Consider the following 17008-nt stretch of genomic DNA (forward strand, 5'->3'; position numbering starts at 1 on the left):
CCATGCCCCGCGCCCGCCTGCACCTGATCCGCACCTCCGCCCCCGATGATGTCAGCGGCCTGATGGCCCATATCGACGCCGGAGAGATCGACCCGTCGAAGCTCGTCGCGATCCTCGGCAAGACCGAGGGCAACGGCTGCGTCAACGATTTCACCCGCGCCTTCTCGGTCCAGGCGCTGACCGCCGCGCTGGGGGCCGAAACGCAAGGCGTGGCCATGGTCATGTCCGGGGGCACAGAGGGCGGCCTTTGCCCCCATATCCTCACCTTCGAGGTGCTGGAGGACGACACGCCCCTCGATGCCCCCGCGCTAGCCATCGGCTCCGTCATCACCCGCGACCTGAAACCGGAAGAGATCGGCACCGTCAGCCAGATCGAGATCGTGGCCGAGGGTGTCGCGCAGGCAATGGCGAAGGCCGGCATCCCCGATCCGGCCGACGTGCATTTCGTCCAGATCAAATGCCCCCTTCTGACCGCCGCCCGCGTGGCTGAGGCCGCCGCCCGGGACGCGGCGACCGTGACCACCGACACGCTGAAATCCATGGGCTTTTCCCGCGGCGCCTCGGCGCTCGGCGTGGCCGTGGCATTGGGCGAGGCCAGCCCGGACGACGCCATCCCCGCCATCTGCACCGACCCTTCGGTCTGGTCCTCCCGCGCCTCCACCTCTGCGGGGATCGAGCTGATGGGCCACGAGATCATCGTCATGGGCATGAGCGAAACGTGGTCCGGCCCGCTGGTCATCGACCACGCCGTGATGTCCGACCAGATCGACATCGCCCCGGTGATCGACGCCATGACCCGCCTGAACATCGGCGTCTCCGCCACGCTGAAGGCGCTGCTGGCCAAGGCCGAACCGGGCACCACCGGCACGATTCGGGGCAACCGCCATATCATGCTGGACGACAGCGACATCGCCGCCACCCGCCACGCCCGCGCCTTTGTCGGCGGCGCACTGGCCGGGATCGCCGGGCGCACCGACATCTATGTCTCGGGCGGCGCCGAACATCAGGGCCCCGACGGCGGCGGCCCGGTGGCCCTCATCGCCGAAAGGACCGATCCATGACCGCAGCCAGGGGGGGCATCGAGGTCGAGGCCGTCGCCATGACCATGCGCTTCGGCGCCTTTACGGCGCTCGACAACGTGACGCTGAAGGTCCGCAAGGGCACGTTCCACGCGCTGCTGGGCGAAAACGGCGCGGGCAAGTCGACGCTGGTGAAATGCATGATGGGCTTCTACCACGCGACCGAGGGCAACGTGCTGGTCGACGGCCGCGACGCCGTGATCGGCGACCCGGTCGATGCGCAGATGCTGGGCCTGGGCATGGTCTACCAGCATTTCACGCTGGTCCCCTCGCTGACCGGGGCGGAAAACCTGGTGATCTCGCGCGCCGATGCGCCGTCGGTCATCCAGTGGCGGGCCGAACGCGCCCGGCTGGATGATTTCCTGTCGTCGATGCCCTTCAAGGTGCCGCTGGACCGCCCGGTCTCGCGCCTCTCTGCCGGCGAAAAGCAGAAGCTGGAGATCCTCAAGCAGCTCTACCTCGGCTCGCGTTTCCTGATCCTGGACGAGCCGACCTCGGTCCTGACCCCTGCGGAGGCCGACGAGGTGCTGGGCCATGTCCGCGCGTTGTGCGAGGCGGGGCAGATCTCGGTCCTCATGATCACCCACAAGTTCCGCGAAGTGACCGCCTTTGCCGACGATGTCTCGGTTCTCAGACGCGGCCAGCTGGCCGGCCATGGCGCGGTGAAGGACCTGAGCCACGACGACATGGCCCGCATGATGATGGGCGCCCAGCCCGAGCGCGCCGAGGTCACGCGCTCTGCCACCGTCGGGGCGCCGGTTCTGACGCTGAGCGATGCGAAGGCCGCCGACCGGTCGGGGCTGAAGTCCATCGACATCGCCGCGCTGGAGGTGCGGGCCGGCGAGATCCTTGGCATCGCCGGGGTTTCCGGCAACGGGCAGACCGAGCTGATGGAGATGCTGACCGGCCAGCGCCGCCTGACCGGGGGCGAGATCCGGATCCATGGCGAACCGTACCATGCCACCCGCCGCGAGCAGAAGGCGCTCAAGGTCCGCTACCTGCCCGAAGAGCCGCTGCACAATGCCTGCGCCCCGCGCATGTCGGTAGCAGAAAACATCGCCTTCCGCATCTTTGACGAGGATGACACCGGCGGCCCGCGCCTGTGGAAGAACACGCGCCAGATCCTTGCCAATGCCGAGGCCCGCATCGCCGAGTTCAACGTGAAGACCGCCTCGCCCCATTCCCCCATCGCAGCCCTCTCGGGCGGCAACGTGCAGCGCGCGGTGCTGTCGCGCGAGCTGACCGGGGATGTCGATCTGCTGATCGTCGCCAACCCCTGCTTCGGCCTCGATTTCGCGGCCGTCGCCGCGATCCGCGAGCGCATTGTCGAGTCCCGCAACCGGGGCGTCGCCGTGCTGCTGATCTCGGAAGACCTGGACGAGATCCTGGAACTGTCCGACCGCATCCTGGTGATGTCCGAAGGGCAGATCGCATTTGAGACAACGTCCCAGAACGCGGACACAGCTGAAATCGGCTCTTACATGGCGGGGCATGCGTGATGGCCGTGATCAAGGCGGATCCCTTCGACTTTCCCTTCGATCCGGCAACGCTGGGCCTGGTCGTGATCGACATGCAGCGCGACTTTTGCGAGCCCGGCGGCTTTGGCGAAACCCTGGGCAACGATGTCTCACTTCTGAGACAGATCATCCCCACCACCGCCCGCCTGATCGCCGGCTTCCGCGCCGTCGGCCTGCCTGTCATCCACACCCGCGAATGCCACCGTCCCGATCTGTCGGATCTGCCGCCCGCCAAGCGCGACCGGGGCAGCCCCAGCCTGCGGATCGGCGATCCGGGACCGATGGGCCGCATCCTGATCGCGGGCGAGGACGGCGCCGACATCATCCCCGAGCTTTATCCGATCGACGGCGAGACGGTGATCGACAAACCCGGCAAGGGCGCCTTTTACGGCACCGGCTTCGGCGATGTGCTGAAGGAAAATGGGCTGAAACAGCTGATCTTCGCGGGCGTGACCACCGAGGTCTGCGTGCAGACCACCATGCGCGAGGCCAATGACCGGGGCTACGAATGCCTTCTGGCGACCGATGCCACCGAAAGCTATTTCCCGGTCTTCAAACAGGCCGCCATCGCGATGATCACGGCGCAGGGCGGTATCGTCGGCTGGGCCGCGCCCACGGATGCCGTGCTGGAGGGGCTTCATGCGTGAGCCCGCGATCACCCGCGACCTGCTGAACGGCGGCTGGAAAGACCTGGAGTACGAACCGTTCAAGCCCGGCATCACGGCGCATTGGCTGCTGAAGGGCGAACCGGGGATCGCGATCCTGTGCTACGAACCGGGCGCCTGCGCGCCGCTGCACCTGCACGTGGATGTCGAGACGATCCTGGTGCTGGACGGCGCCCAGTCGGATGAGCACGGGACCTATTGCCGGGGCGATTTCGTCATCAACCCCAAGGGTAGCCGGCACAGCGTCTCCAGCGCCGATGGCTGTGTCGTGCTGCTGACCTACACGCGCCCGGTCCGCTTCCTGTGACCCGTCGCGCTTTGGCCGGGCAGGGGGGGCCGGAGGGCCTGTTTGCCGGGCCCCGCAATTTTCTTCGGTTTTTTCTGAACCGTTCGAACCTGTCGTCCGACCTATCACCGAGCCGTGCGGGACAGTCACGCCAGCGCGGTGCATTTCAACAAAGGAATAAGTGAACCCAAAGCACTTTCTACCATGCCGGTCGGCGGGCTCGTGCCCCTGCAATTACGCGGCTGACAGACTGGTCCCTTCCCTGTTGGCAGGGGGGGCGGATCCGCCCCGGCACATTTTCTCCCGCGACCTTTTTCAACGTCGCGGGTCATGTTGATTTGAGTACCCAAGGCCTGTTGCGGGCCGTCATCCCACGCGGGTCGCTTGCCGGTCCGCACCGGCACGGTCAGGCGGAACGCCCCCGACGCCCCGCTGTCCATGTCGGCTGGTCCGCAACAGGTCATTTTTCCACATGTCCCCCAGGACGGAGCACCGCGCGCGGCATCCCCACCGGGAAGATCCGCCCTGCGACCGCCGACACTTTCATGACATCCGTGAAACGACCGGGCCACCACCCCCCGGACACGCAAAAGGCGCCCGCAAGGGGCGCCCTTCACAATTTGGTCGGAGTAGCAGGATTCGAACCTACGACCCCTGCCTCCCGAAGACAGTGCTCTACCAGGCTGAGCTATACTCCGACCGTGTCGGACCCCGTAAAGGGTCCGCAGGGGATTTGCAAGAGCCTCACGCAGCTCTTTTCTGCGGACGGCGCACGATGGATTGCAGCATCTGCACCCGGGGGCTTGTCGGCATGCCGATCCGCGACTTCGTGTTGACCACCGGACGGTTCGTCGAGGTGCCGCCGAAGTTCTCGCGGAGCACGATGTAAAGCCCCGAGGCGATGATGATTCCCGCCCCGATCCAGGTCACCGTGTCCGGCACCTCGTCGAAGAACAGCCCGCCGTAGATCGCGGCCCAGACCATCTGGGAATACTGCATCGGCGCCACGATCGTGGCATCGCCGGACTTGTAGGCCTGGATCAGGCACAGCCCGCCGGCAAAGGCGAAGAAGGCCATGACGGCCTGCAGGCCCAGCCCCTCGACATGGATCGGTTCGTAGACGAAGGGCATAACGGCCGCCATCACGAGGAAGTTGGCCATCATCGGGTACAGCAGCAGCACGGCGTTGCGCTCCTCGTTGCCGATCTTGCGCACGATGATCGCGGCCAGCGCACCGAAGAAGGCGCCGAAGAGCGCCGACAGGTGCCCCAGCCCCAGCTCGGCCCCACCGGGCCGCAGCACCACGACAACGCCGACAAGACCCACGGCGACGGCGCCCCAGCGGTGGCGGCCGACGGTTTCGCCGAGGATCGGGATCGACAGGACGGTGATCAGCAGCGGCATGGTGAAGATGATGGAATAGACCTGCGCCAGCGGCAGGGTCGAGAAGGCGTAGAACACGCAGAACCCCGAAATCACCGCGGACACGGTTCGCAGCGCCGTCCACCACGGATGGCGCGGAAGCAGGTTGCCCTGGGTCGTGTCCTTCATCAGCATCAGCATCACCAGAGGGAAGCTGAAGAGAACGCCGAAGAAGATGATCTGGAAGGTGGAATAACTGATCCCCAGGACCTTCACGATGACATCGTGGGTGGAGAAGATGGCGAATGCGGCAAGCGCAAAGGCTACGCCGCGAAGATTGGACTTGGCGGTATCGGGCATATTCGGATTCCTGGCTGTTAAGCGTGACCAAATCGTCAAGATTTCCGAAGGTCAAGCGGTCGGCCGCGAATGTCCGCGGGGTCAACTCCCCGATGCTTGAGGGATAAGCGCAATGGCGCCACCGGACCGCTTCAGCGGTGCCGCAGCGCCGGGACCTGCGGCGCGAAAAACCCGGCAACGCCCCCTGCACCGGCGCGGTCACGAAAAAGGCCCGGCCGCCATGGGGCGCCGGGCCTTATGTCAGGGTGCTAGGGTGTCAGCCGCTCAGAGAGAGGCCTCCAGCGCCGCGAGGATCGCGTCGCCCATGCCTTCGGTGGTGACCGGCGCCACGCCTTCCTCGCCCAGCAGGTCGGGCGTGCGCAAGCCCTCGGCCAGCACCGTCTCGATCGAGGCTTCGAGGCGGTCGGCCTCTTCGCCGGCGTCGAAGGAATAGCGCAGCGCCATGGCAAAGCTCAGGATGCAGGCGATCGGGTTCGCCTTCCCCTGGCCCGCGATGTCGGGGGCCGATCCGTGCACGGGTTCATACAGCGCCTTGGGCCGGCCGTTGGCCATCGGCGCGCCAAGCGAGGCCGAGGGCAGCATGCCCAGCGAGCCGGTCAGCATCGCGGCCAGGTCCGACAGCATGTCGCCGAACAGGTTGTCGGTGACGATCACGTCGAACTGCTTGGGCCAGCGGGTCAGCTGCATGGCGCCGGCATCGGCATACATGTGCGTCAGCTCGACCTCGGGGTAATCCTTGCCGACCTCGGTGACCACCTGGCGCCACAGCACGCCCGATTCCATCACGTTGGCCTTTTCCATCGAACACAGCTTCTTGTCGCGCCGCATCGCCAGTTCAAAGGCCGACCGCGCCACGCGGTCGATTTCGCTTTCTGTGTAGCGCTGGGTGTTGATGCCGACGCGCTCGTTGCCTTCCTCGATGATGCCGCGCGGCTCACCGAAATAGATGCCCGAGGTCAGCTCGCGCACGATGACGATGTCCAGCCCCGAAACCACCTCGGTCTTGAGCGAGGAGAAATCGGCCAGCGCGTCGAAACACTGCGCCGGGCGCAGGTTGGCATAAAGGTCCATTTCCTTGCGCAGGCGCAGCAGGCCGCGTTCGGGCTTCACGCTGAAATCCAGCACGTCGTACTTGGGGCCGCCCACGGCGCCCAGCAGGACGGCATCGACCGCCTGCGCCTTGGCCATGGTCTCGTCGGTCAGGGGCGTGCCATGGGCGTCATAGGCCGCGCCGCCCACCAGGTCCTCGCTCACGTCGAAGACAAGGCCGCGCTTTTCGCCGAACCAGTCGATGATGCGGCGCACCTGCGTCATGACTTCGGGGCCGATGCCGTCGCCGGGCAGGATAAGGATGGACGGGTTGGACATGAAAGGGGGCCTCCCAGAGAAATATCCCGCCTCAGCTACCGCCCCGCGCCCCGAGCGTCAACTCGCTGCCGCCCTCACCGTGCGCCGATGGCCCTGTTCCAGCCCTCTCAAACCCCGCGCTGCCAGCCCAAACCCCGGCCCGCCCCTCCGCGCCAACGCCCATGTCTTCACCTTTGCCCAAATACCTCGACACAGCTTCGGCCATCCTGAACTGCCCTCAGGTCAGCGCGCCCCTGGCGCCACTCCTCATGCTTCTTCTTGGTCCCAAATACTCCGACACAACGCCAATCATCCCGCGCGTCCCCCGGGTCAGCGCACCCCGCCTACCGACACCGCGGCGGCAGCTCCCGCACCAGCAGATCCCAGACCATCCGGATCCGCGGCGTCTGCCGCATCTTCTCATGCGCCGCCAGCCAGACCCGCAGCGGTGGCACGCCCAGCTGGGGTGCCAGCTGTTCCAGCTCCGGCTCCGCCCGGCCGACCGGCACCTGGGCGAACCCGATGCCGCAGCCGGCGCGGACCAGCGCCAGGTAGGTCGCCTGGTTGTCGCAGCGCATGACGAAATCCTCGCGCCCGATGTCGATGCCAAGCGCGCGCATCGTCTCCACAATCAGCGGGTTGCGGTCGAACCCCACCAGGTCATGCGCCAGCAGGTCCTCGACCCGCTCCGGCCGCCCGGCCCGGTCCAGGTAGGCCGTCGCCGCGAACGCCCCCACCTCGATATCCGCGAGATGCCGTGTCACAAGCTCCTGCTGCACCGGTCGGTACATGCGCAAAGCGATGTCGGCCTCGCGGAAATGCAGGCTCTCGCTCTCGTCCGAGGCGACCAGCTCGATCCGGATCTCCGGCTGCCGGCGCCGGATCTCGGCCAGCACCGGGGGCAGCACGTAATGCGACAGGACCACGCTGGCCGTGATCCGCACGGTCCCGGCCAGCGCGCCGGCCTGCTCTGCCGCCGCCAGTGTCAGCCCGTTCAGCGCCGCCCGCATCGCCTGCGCATGGGGCACAAGAGCCAGCCCCGCAGCGCTCGGCGCCAGCCCGCGCGCATGGCGGTCGAACAGCTGCGCGCCCAGGGCCGCCTCAAGCGCCTGCACCTGCCGCCCCAGGGTCGGCTGGCTCCGTCCCAGCGCCTGGGCCGCGGCCGACAGCGATCCGGTCTCCGCCACCGCCAGGAAGCTTTGCACCAGGGTCCAGTCGCGCAGGATGTCCGTCTTTGCCATTCACCGATGAATAACAGATCTGCGGATTCAGGCAATTACCCCAATACATCAGAATGGCTATCACACGATCAGCACGATATCATTCCGCAAAACGGAGCTTCGACCATGTCCCGCACCGCCCTCATCCTCGGCCCTACCGGCCGCATGGGCCGCCATGCCGCACAGGCGTTTTCCGCCGCCGGCTGGCAGGTCAGGCCCTTCGACCGCGCCACTGGCGACCTCAAGGCCCAGGCGAAGGGCGCCGAGGTCATCGTCAACGCCTGGAACCCGCCCTACACCGACTGGGCGGCCCAGCTGCCCGACCTGCACGCCCGCGTGCAGCAGGCCGCGCTGGCCGCCGATGCCACCGTGATCCTGCCCGGCAATGTCTATGTCTTCGGCCCCGACACACCCCCGCCCTGGTCCACTGACACGCCTCACCGCGCCACCAACCCGCTGGGCCGGGCCCGCATCGCGATGGAGGACAGCTATCGCCGCTCTGGCACCCGCACCATCCTCCTGCGCGCCGGCGATTTCCTCGACACCGAAGCCTCGGGCAACTGGTTCGACCGCATTATCGCGCCGAAAGTCCACCAGGGCCGCCTGATCTACCCCGGCGACCCGCAGGTCCCCCACGTCTGGGCCTTCCTGCCGGATCTCGCCCGCGCCATGGTGCGCCTCGCCGATCTCGCCCCGACGCTGCCCGCCTTCGCCGACATTCCCTTCCCCGGCTACACGCTCTCCGGCACCGATCTCGCCACCCGGCTCTCCGCCATCACCGGCCACACCGTCCGCCTGCGCCCCTTCCCCTGGTGGCAGATCCAGCTTGCCCGCCCGGTCTGGCCGCTGGCCAAACACCTGATCGAGATGCGCTACCTCTGGTCCACGCCGCACTGGCTGGACCCCGCGCCGTTTCAGGCGCTTTGCCCCGATCATCACGACACCCCGATCGACGAGGCCCTCGGCCAGTCCATCCGTCCGCTCTGATCCCGCGCGGCCCGCCCCTGTCTTCTTCTTGGATCCAAATACTCCGACACAGGGCCAGCCGCCCCGCGATCCGCCAGCCGCTCTCGCGCACCGCCCCTGTCTTCATCTTTGCCCAAATACCTCAACACTCCGCCGGCCACCCCGCGCGCCATCTGGCGAAAGGCGCCTCACCGCAAGGCCAGATCCACCCAGACCAGCCTGTGCCGGCTCGCCGCCTCGACCCGGTCCAGCGCCGCGCCGCCCTCGGGCCAGACCACGCCGCTGTCCAGCACCTCCCAGTCCGAGGAGGGCAGCAGGTAATCCACGCGCATCCGGGCAAAGTCCCATTCCACCGTCTCCTGCCCGGGCAGCGGATCCACCAGCCGCGGATCCTGCAGCAGGGCCCGGATCGCGTCGCTCCGGCCGTCGCCGCGCCCGGGATCCAGGTTGGCGTCCCCCGCCAGCACGAACCGCCGCCCGGGCGCGGGGCCAAAGGCGCCGTCCAGGAAATGCCGCCAGAAGATCACCTCGTCGTGGTTGCGCCGGCCGTTTCGGTCCTCCGGCCCGTCGAAGACCGGCGGCGTGGCATGAAAGGCCAGCAGAACCATCTCCGCCCCGCCGGGCAGGATCACCGGCACGGCCCAATGCCCGGTGCTCGACAGCCGCTGTACCGCCTGCGCCTCCTCCGACGGAAAGGGCCGGCCGTCGGGATGCTCCGGCAGCAGCGCGCCGGGCAGGTCGCGCCACAACAGGTCCGAGAAATCGCGGACGCGGTCCTTGGCCATCGGCAGGACCGACAGCACCGCCATTCCGCCCTGGCCGGTGAAGGCGCCGTAGCCCTGGGCATCCCGCGCCTCGCCGCGCCGGCCGTTGCCGTCCATGTCAAGCCCGGTGGCCATCCCGCTGTTGGGCCGGGCCGCGAACCGGTGGGGATAGGGCGCGCCGGCCGCCTGCAGCCGGTCTGCCAGCGCCGCCAGCGCCTCGCCCTTGTAATCCCAGTCAAATCCAAGCAGCAGCAGCACGTCGGGCCGCACCCCGGCGATCACCTCGACCACGGCACCGACCTGCGCGTCGCCCTTCCGGATGTCGCGCAGCAGCAGCCCGGGGCCGTCGCGGCTCAGCTCGGTGTTGTAGACGGCCACCCGAAGGCGCTCCTGCGCCGTGGCGGGCCGCGCAGCCAGAGAGGCTAGCACAAGCAGAAGGACCGTCGCTGCGACGGCCCGGAGCATCACGCGGTCTGCATCGCCTTGGCCGAGGCATAGGCCCTGCGGCGCTTGTCCTCGATCAGTTCGGCGACGCGCAGCGTGGCGATGCCCCGGATGATCATCGAGGCGGGCAGGAAGCCCCAGGCGCTCAGCATCCAGATCAGCACGTTCGGGCTGCTGGACATCACCGGCCCGGTGATCGCCGACACGATGGTCACAAGCGCCGGGAACAGGAAGGGCAGCAGCGCGCCAAGCGCGATGTTCAGCTGACCGTCGCGCTGCAGGCGGCGGATCACGTCGCCGCCGGCGGTCGGATCGAAAAGCGGCAGGTTGATCCACACGTTGAACACGCCGGCATTGGCCGGCCAGCCCGTGATCCGCACCAGCACGATGAAGACCGCGATGGTGATCAGCTGGATCACATAGGCCAGCCCCGCGCAGCGCCGCACCATGTCCACCACGGCCGGCGATTCCTCCGCCGGCAGCATCAGGATCGCCAGGTGCACCGGCGAGTAGGGGAAATCCAGCGCCTGTCCCGCGATCTCGCCCAGCCGGTCGACCATGGCCGACAGCGGCGTCGGCGCGATCACGTGGTTCACGATCACCGTCAGGAAGAACAGCATCAGGAACAGCGAGGCAAAGCGCAGCCGGTTGATCGGCGGCGCATCGCGGAACTCGACAAGGCTGGGATAGCGGGTGGTATATTCGATGAAGGTCAGCGTCGCGGCCAGGATCGCCAGCATCAGCACGATTTCGGTCGTCGCGGTCGCCTGCGACGGCAGCAGAAGTGCCGGCGTCGCCACAAGCAGGGCGACCAGTATTGCGCGCATCAAAGCGCCCATGACACGTGCGACCACGTTTCGAACCCCTTGCAACGGGCCGGAACGATACGATGCCGCCCCGAGTGTTTTACCCGTCGTTTCCGCCATTCTGGCGGTCTGCCCCATTGTTGCCATATTTGTGGCGGTCTTCCGCCGACCGCTCAAGGCGCCACCCTATAAGAGGCAGGGTTTGGGGCAAATACGTGGTGAAACTGGTGCGACTTTGCATCAAAGTCGCTGCGAAACAAGGCAAAATTCGCCGCGTTCGCTAGATATGGTATGTTGCCGGCCCCGACCCCCAAGGCGGGGCCGGACACGGGATTTCCGAAGAACAGGCGAATTGCCGCCAGTGGGTGCAGCACTATCTGAAGGGCGGGCAGGGGATTCGCCGGTCGCATCCGCCGTCCCTTGCCCCTGTCCCCGGTCTCAGACCCAGGGGCGCGCGATGTCGGCCTGGGCCTCGAAGGCGTCGATCGAGGCCACCTTTTCCAGCGAGAGCCCGATATCGTCGAGCCCTTCCATCAGGCAATGCTTGCGGAACGAGTCGATCTCGAAGGTGAAGACCTCGCCGTCCGAGGTGGTCACGGTCTGCGCGTCGAGGTCCACGGTCATCCGCGCGTTGGCGCCCTTTTCGGCGTCCTTCATCAGCACGTCGACGACCTCTTGCGGCATCGCGATCGGCAGGATGCCGTTCTTGAAGCAGTTGTTGTAGAAGATGTCGGCGAAACTGGGCGCGATCACGCACTTGATGCCGAAATCCTTGATCGCCCAGGGCGCGTGTTCGCGCGACGATCCGCAGCCGAAATTGTCACCGGCGACGAGGATCTCGGTCTCGCGGTAGGCGGGCTGGTTCAGGACGAAATCGGGGTTCTCCGAGCCGTCCTGGTTGAACCGCATCTCGTCGAACAGGTTCTTGCCCAGGCCCGAACGCTTGATCGTCTTCAGGAACTGCTTGGGAATGATCATGTCGGTGTCGATGTTGATCAGCGGCAGCGGTGCAGCGATTCCGGTGAGCGTGGTGAACTTGTCCATGTCGGGCCTCCGTAGAAGATGCGCCTCTAAACCACGTCGGCGGGGGTCAGGCAAGGCCGCGCCTGTCGCAAAGCCGTCAGACAGCGCGTCTATGCTCCGCCGAAGCCGCCGCAGGGGCGGTACGGACAGGGGATGACGCAGATGGCCAGATACGGCGCCACGATCATGCACGGCAAGCGCGACGCGGAACGCACGATCGAATTCGACGGGGCGGAGGACCTGATGTCCCGCTCGCCGATCAGCGTGATGCGGGCCTTCATGGCGTATATCGATGCGCACGCGAACATCGGCCATGTCGATTACGAGGTGAACGCCGCGATGAAGAGCGCCTCGGCCGAGGTTGTGACCGTGCTGGGCGAGCTGAAGTTCGCCTCGGGCGATCACCAGCCCTTCATGTGCATGATCGCGCCGCTCTGACCGGCATACCGATCCCGGGCGCGCGGGGGATACGGGCCGGCGCGGGCGTTCCCGCACCGGCCTTGGGTCATCTTACTTCAGGTGCTTGCCGATGGTGCGGACGAAGAACGCCAGCACGACCAGCCCGGCCCCGTTGAAGATCAGCTCGATCCCCAGCAGCAGGCCCAGCAGTTCGGGCGCGGCCACGGCGAAATTCGCCAGGATATAGGCCGCCAGCAGCACCGACAGCACGCCCGAGATCAGCATCGGCCAGAAGAACGGCGTTTCCTTCATGCGCCAGGCGAACATGATCCGCACCACGCCGCTTGCGGCCAGCAGGATCAGCACCAGCAGCGCAAGAGAGATCGTGCCCTCCAGCGGATTGGCGATGAAGGAGATCCCCAGGATCGCCATCAGCGCGCCAAGCGCGATGGCAAAGATCTTCTGCCCGGTGCCCTCGGCGGTGAAGCCGGCCACCACCTGGAACCCGCCCGAGATCAGGAACAAGACCCCGGTGATCGTCGTCAGCGCCAGCGACGCGGCCACCGCGTTGCCCAGCACGATCACCCCGAACACCACCGACAGGATGCCCAGGATCAACCATTTAACCCATTCTTTCATCAGGAACTTCCTTCCACCGAATTTCACCCGACCCACCTATACCACGGCTATACCGCAGGGCGAGCCGAAATACCGGCCGGCCGGTGACCGTTGTATCCCTGTCCGCGGCGCAGCCGTCGCTCAGGCTGCGACCTGCCCGCCACGCCTCCGGTGCAGCGCCAGCAGCACCACGCAGGCGCAGATGTAGATCCCCGTGACCACCCAGATCAGCGCCGGCTCGCCCCCGCGGCCCATCACCGCCAGCAGCAGCGGCGTGCCCGCCAGGTTGCCGATGTTGCCGGTCTGCGCCATCAGCCCATAGCCCATCGCCCGCCCCTCGTCCGACAGGTTCAGCTCGGGCACGGCGGCAAAGCCCGCGCCCTGCACCAGCCCCAGCACCGGGTAAAGCGTCAGGCACAGCACCGCGACAGACACCCCGCCCATCACCGGCACCAGCGCCGCCGCCGCCGCAAAGCCCGCGATGGTCAGCCAGCTGGCCGCCACGTGGCGCAGCAGCACCGGCACCAGCAGCAACGCCACCCCCGTCCCCAAGAGCGGCATCGCCGCGACGATGGGCGCGCGGCTTTCCGGGGGCAGGCGGTCCGGCAGCACGGCCAGCAGCGCAAGGAAGGTCAGCGTGTAGAACAGCCAGGCCACGCCCGGGGCCGCCACAAAGGGAGAGCGCAGGGCCCGGCCGAGGTTGCCCATCACGTCGCCGAAACGCGGCATGGCCCCGCCACGGGCGTCCCGCGGCAGCACCCATGCCAGAACCGCGCCGATCGACAGCATCGCCACCCCGTGCGCGGCCAACAGCGCGCCGACCCCGCGCGTCTCCACCAGCGGAAGGCCCGCCCAGGCGAACAGCGCAAAGCCCGCCCCGAAAAACGTGCTCCACAGCGCCATCGCGGCCCCGCGCCAGGGCGTGGGGCTGGCCTGGGCGATCAGCGTCGGCGCCGCCACCACGATGGCCAGGTGGGTCACCCCCTCAAGCACCCGGCTGACCAGCATCACGCCGAACCCCGGCAGCAGCGCCTGCCAGAGCGAGACGAGCCCGCCCCCGACCACGCCCGCGATCAGCACGCGCCGCAGACCCAGCGCACCGACCAGCGCGCCGGCGAAGGCGCCGAAGACCGCGCCGATCAGGCTGATGATCGACAGAAGCCATCCGATATGGGCGGCATTGCCGGGATAGACCTGCGCGAAGACCCCGAAGGGCACGGCGATCTTGGCGAATTGCCCTGCCGCGCCAAGCCCGGCGATCCAGAGCAGCACGACAAGGAGAAGGGCGCGGCGATTGTCCATGGATATCGCCTAGCCAAAGCACGAGGTCAGGGCCACGCATAAATCACGCGCGCAACCGTCCCGCGCCTTCGGCCGCATCCCGCAGGTGCCGTGTTGCGCTCCGGACAGCCTGCCCTTCGACGGTTCCGCCCCGGGAGATAGTCATTGAAATACATCCCAATACGGCCGAGCTTTCGTCTCCGGGCCGTTTCGGCCCGTTTCAGGACCGAGGGAAGGAACCAGACCATGACGACAGAGACCAAACGCATCGTACCCGCCCTGCGCCTGGGCTGCGCGGCGATCGCGCTGGCCCTGGTCGCCGCCTGCGATGACATCGACACGATCGACATCGGGCCCACCTCCACCACCGCGCAGGTGCCCGTGACACAGGCCGCCACCGCAGAGCCCGATTCCATCGTCGGCAAGTGGCAGATGCTCCCGGCCGTCGGCACCGGCACCAGGGGCTGCTCGATCGAATTCTTCTCCAGCTCGCTCAGCTCGACGAAGGGCCGCGTCAGCCCGTTTGCCTGCCACCAGGTCGAAGGTCTGGGCGGGCTGCACGGTGTCGCCGATATCAACGGCTGGGAGCGCAAGGGCCGCACGATCGTCCTGTCGGGCATCGCCCAGCCGAACATCGGCACGATCGAGCTGCCGCGCGACAGCTACAGCGACCGCGTGTCCGGCGTCACCCGCGAAGAGGGCATCCGCTTCGTGATGGTCCGGCAGTAATGCAGCGGGGACGGTCGGCTTTTTCGTGAAAGCCCGGGCGGATCCGGTTAGACTGGGCCCGCAACTTTGGGAGGAGTGGCATGACAAATCGCGACGAATACATCGAAAAGTCCAAGGCGCAGATCGACAAGTGGAACGCGGAGATCGACAAGATGTCCGCCAGGATGCGCGACGCGCAGGCCGATGCGGCGGCGCAGTACCAGAAAAGCCTTGAGGAGATGCGCAAGAACCGCGACGAGGCCGAGGCGCAGCTGAAGAAGATGCAGCAATCCGGAGACCAGGCCTGGAAAGACATGAAGGCCGGGTTCGACAAGTCCTGGGATGCGCTTCAGGAGTCGTTTCAGGAGGCAATGAACCGGTTCCGCTAGGCCGTTCGTGCCGGGACGGCGGCGTGGCGCATGGCGGCGTCTTCTCCGTCAGGAAAGGCGCCTCCGGCAGGGCGGTGAGGCGGCGCAAGGCGCTGTTTCATCGTCGCCCGGACTACGGGCAAATCCTGACGAAAGGTAAACGCGCCTCTGTAACCCCTTGATGCCATTGGGGTGGCCCCCTGTCCCACGCGTGGGACAGGGGTGCGTGTCGTCACATCAGGTCGCGCACGTCCGTCAGCTTGCCGGTGACGGCGGCGGCGGCGGCCATGGCCGGCGACATCAGGTGCGTGCGCCCCTTGAAGCCCTGGCGGCCCTCGAAATTCCGGTTCGAGGTCGAGGCACAGCGCTCGCCCGGGGCCAGCTGGTCCGGGTTCATGGCAAGGCACATGGAACAGCCCGCAAGCCGCCATTCGAAGCCCGCGTCGCGGAAGATATCGGCCAGCCCCTCTTCCTCGGCCTGGGCGCGGACAAGGCCCGAGCCCGGCACGACCATGGCGCGCATGCCGTCCTTGATCTTCTTGCCCTTCAGGATCTCGGCCGCGGCGCGCAGGTCCTCGATCCGGCCATTGGTGCAGGAGCCGATGAAGACGGTGTCGATGTCGATATCCGACAGCGCCATGCCCGGGGTGAGACCCATGTAATCCAGCGCGCGCCGTGCCGCGTCGGACTTGCCGCCCTGGAAATCTTCCGGCGCGGGCACCTTGGCGGTGATCGGCAGCACGTCCTCGGGCGAGGTGCCCCAGGTCACGACCGGCGCGATCTCTTCGCCCTTGATGGTGATGACCTTGTCCCAATGGGCGTCATCGTCGGAATAGAGCGTCTTCCACCACGCGAGCGCGGCTTCCCACTGGGCGCCCTTCGGTGCGTGGGGGCGGCCCTTGACATACTCGAAGGTCGTCTCGTCCGGCGCGATCAGGCCGGCGCGGGCGCCGCCCTCGATCGCCATGTTGCAGACGGTCATGCGGCCTTCCATCGACAGCGAGCGGATCGCCTCGCCGCAATATTCGATGACATAGCCCGTGCCGCCGGCGGTGCCGGTCCGGCCGATCACCGACAGCGTGATGTCCTTGGCGGTGACGCCCGGCGCAAGCTTGCCGGTGATCTCCACCTTCATGTTCTTCGATTTCTTCTGGATCAGCGTCTGGGTGGCCAGCACGTGTTCGACTTCGGACGTGCCGATGCCGTGGGCCAGCGCGCCAAAGGCGCCATGGGTCGCGGTGTGGCTGTCACCGCAGACCACGGTCATGCCCGGCAGGGTCCAGCCCTGTTCGGGGCCGACGATGTGCACGATGCCCTGGCGGATGTCCTCGACCGGGTAATAGTGGATCCCGAATTCCTTGGCGTTGGTGTCCAGCGCCGCGACCTGGATCGCGGAATCCTCGGTCATGTTCTTCGGATCCTCGCGCCCCTCGGTGGTGGGCACGTTGTGATCCGGCACCGCGATGGTCCGGTCGGGCGCGCGCACCTTGCGGCCGGCCATGCGCAGACCCTCGAAGGCCTGCGGGCTGGTCACCTCGTGAACGAGGTGGCGGTCGATATAAAGAAGGCTGGTGCCGTCCTCGGCCTCGTGGGCCACATGGGCGTCCCAGATCTTGTCATAGAGTGTCTTGGGGGACATCGGTCCTCTCCCGTCATGCTTGGAATTTATCTGGCGTAGGGGGCGGAGCGCCTCATAGGCGGGCCAGGACCGACCGGGCCGCGCCGAAGAACCGTTCGCGCAGGCGCGCCCGGTCCTGAAGGTCGATCCTGGTGCCGATCGTGAAATCCATGCAGC

General features: G+C 67.1%; 18 protein-coding genes and 1 tRNA gene. 8 read left to right on the top strand and 11 right to left on the bottom strand.

What is annotated here, in order from left to right; genetic code table 11:
* Positions 1–2 precede the first annotated feature (2 nt).
* From atzD to ATO3_RS07155, 4 genes are read left to right on the top strand one after another with little or no spacing between them, the layout of a single operon-like run.
* Positions 3–1061 (top strand): cyanuric acid amidohydrolase, encoded by a 1059-nt coding sequence (gene atzD / locus ATO3_RS07140; protein WP_088649130.1) that lies wholly within the window; start codon positions 3–5, stop codon positions 1059–1061.
* Positions 1058–2578, top strand: coding sequence for an ABC transporter ATP-binding protein (locus tag ATO3_RS07145; RefSeq protein WP_088649131.1), 1521 nt, complete (start codon positions 1058–1060; stop codon positions 2576–2578). Before atzD ends, ATO3_RS07145 begins: the two co-directional genes overlap by 4 nt.
* Positions 2578–3243, top strand: coding sequence for a cysteine hydrolase family protein (locus ATO3_RS07150; RefSeq protein ID WP_088649132.1), 666 nt, complete (start codon positions 2578–2580; stop codon positions 3241–3243). Before ATO3_RS07145 ends, ATO3_RS07150 begins: the two co-directional genes overlap by 1 nt.
* On the top strand, positions 3236–3568 hold the full coding sequence (locus ATO3_RS07155) for a cupin domain-containing protein (protein ID WP_088649133.1): 333 nt from the start codon (positions 3236–3238) through the stop codon (positions 3566–3568). The genes ATO3_RS07150 and ATO3_RS07155 overlap by 8 nt, the downstream gene beginning before the upstream one ends.
* Before the next feature lie 600 nt (positions 3569–4168).
* On the opposite strand, the gene ATO3_RS07160 is transcribed toward ATO3_RS07155, so the two are convergent.
* The 4 genes from ATO3_RS07160 to ATO3_RS07175 all read right to left on the bottom strand — a co-directional run bounded on the left by ATO3_RS07160 (position 4169) and on the right by ATO3_RS07175 (position 7857).
* Positions 4169–4245: transfer RNA gene (locus tag ATO3_RS07160), tRNA-Pro, on the bottom strand.
* Positions 4246–4291: 46 nt separating this feature from the next.
* On the bottom strand, positions 4292–5269 hold the full coding sequence (locus ATO3_RS07165; protein ID WP_088649134.1) for a DMT family transporter: 978 nt from the start codon (positions 5267–5269) through the stop codon (positions 4292–4294).
* Between the two features lie 264 nt (positions 5270–5533).
* Positions 5534–6637, bottom strand: a complete 1104-nt coding sequence (gene leuB / locus ATO3_RS07170; RefSeq protein WP_088649135.1) for a 3-isopropylmalate dehydrogenase — start codon at positions 6635–6637, stop codon at positions 5534–5536.
* A 323-nt stretch (positions 6638–6960) separates the two neighbouring features.
* Entirely contained in the window at positions 6961–7857 is an 897-nt protein-coding gene (locus tag ATO3_RS07175; protein ID WP_088649136.1) for a LysR family transcriptional regulator, read from the bottom strand.
* Between the two features lie 105 nt (positions 7858–7962).
* Here ATO3_RS07175 and ATO3_RS28780 point away from each other — a divergent pair, with 105 nt between their 5' ends.
* On the top strand, positions 7963–8823 hold the full coding sequence (locus ATO3_RS28780; RefSeq protein WP_088649137.1) for a Rossmann-fold NAD(P)-binding domain-containing protein: 861 nt from the start codon (positions 7963–7965) through the stop codon (positions 8821–8823).
* A 167-nt stretch (positions 8824–8990) separates the two neighbouring features.
* On the opposite strand, the gene ATO3_RS07185 is transcribed toward ATO3_RS28780, so the two are convergent.
* The 3 genes from ATO3_RS07185 to leuD form a co-directional block, all read right to left on the bottom strand.
* Entirely contained in the window at positions 8991–10031 is a 1041-nt protein-coding gene (locus ATO3_RS07185) for an endonuclease/exonuclease/phosphatase family protein (protein ID WP_088649138.1), read from the bottom strand.
* Positions 10031–10837 (bottom strand): hypothetical protein, encoded by an 807-nt coding sequence (locus ATO3_RS07190; protein ID WP_233152056.1) that lies wholly within the window; start codon positions 10835–10837, stop codon positions 10031–10033. Before ATO3_RS07190 ends, ATO3_RS07185 begins: the two co-directional genes overlap by 1 nt.
* 417 nt (positions 10838–11254) lie before the next feature.
* The gene (gene leuD, locus ATO3_RS07195) at positions 11255–11860 is read right to left on the bottom strand and encodes a 3-isopropylmalate dehydratase small subunit (RefSeq protein WP_088649140.1); all 606 of its coding nucleotides are present in this window, start codon (positions 11858–11860) and stop codon (positions 11255–11257) included.
* Between the two features lie 141 nt (positions 11861–12001).
* On the opposite strand from leuD, the gene ATO3_RS07200 reads away from it, so the two are divergent.
* Entirely contained in the window at positions 12002–12277 is a 276-nt protein-coding gene (locus tag ATO3_RS07200) for a hypothetical protein (protein WP_143747242.1), read from the top strand.
* Positions 12278–12349: 72 nt separating this feature from the next.
* Here ATO3_RS07200 and ATO3_RS07205 read toward each other — a convergent pair whose 3' ends face one another.
* Together ATO3_RS07205 and ATO3_RS07210 are read right to left on the bottom strand one after the other, a co-directional pair.
* On the bottom strand, positions 12350–12877 hold the full coding sequence (locus tag ATO3_RS07205) for an HdeD family acid-resistance protein (RefSeq protein ID WP_088649142.1): 528 nt from the start codon (positions 12875–12877) through the stop codon (positions 12350–12352).
* A 120-nt stretch (positions 12878–12997) separates the two neighbouring features.
* Positions 12998–14158 (bottom strand): MFS transporter, encoded by a 1161-nt coding sequence (locus ATO3_RS07210; RefSeq protein ID WP_088649143.1) that lies wholly within the window; start codon positions 14156–14158, stop codon positions 12998–13000.
* A 225-nt stretch (positions 14159–14383) separates the two neighbouring features.
* On the opposite strand from ATO3_RS07210, the gene ATO3_RS07215 reads away from it, so the two are divergent.
* Positions 14384–14866: a hypothetical protein gene (locus ATO3_RS07215; RefSeq protein WP_088649144.1), complete on the top strand. Its 483-nt coding sequence runs from the start codon at positions 14384–14386 to the stop codon at positions 14864–14866.
* 80 nt (positions 14867–14946) lie between these two features.
* Entirely contained in the window at positions 14947–15234 is a 288-nt protein-coding gene (locus ATO3_RS07220) for a sll1863 family stress response protein (RefSeq protein WP_088649145.1), read from the top strand.
* Positions 15235–15445: 211 nt separating this feature from the next.
* Here ATO3_RS07220 and leuC read toward each other — a convergent pair whose 3' ends face one another.
* Together leuC and ATO3_RS07230 are read right to left on the bottom strand one after the other, a co-directional pair.
* Entirely contained in the window at positions 15446–16852 is a 1407-nt protein-coding gene (gene leuC / locus ATO3_RS07225) for a 3-isopropylmalate dehydratase large subunit (protein ID WP_088649146.1), read from the bottom strand.
* A gap of 52 nt (positions 16853–16904) precedes the next feature.
* Positions 16905–17003, bottom strand: a complete 99-nt coding sequence (locus ATO3_RS07230) for an isopropylmalate isomerase (RefSeq protein WP_088649147.1) — start codon at positions 17001–17003, stop codon at positions 16905–16907.
* Positions 17004–17008: the final 5 nt, after the last annotated feature.

Origin of the sequence: Marinibacterium profundimaris (genome assembly GCF_002210095.1) — a bacterium.
Lineage (GTDB): Bacteria > Pseudomonadota > Alphaproteobacteria > Rhodobacterales > Rhodobacteraceae > Marinibacterium > Marinibacterium profundimaris.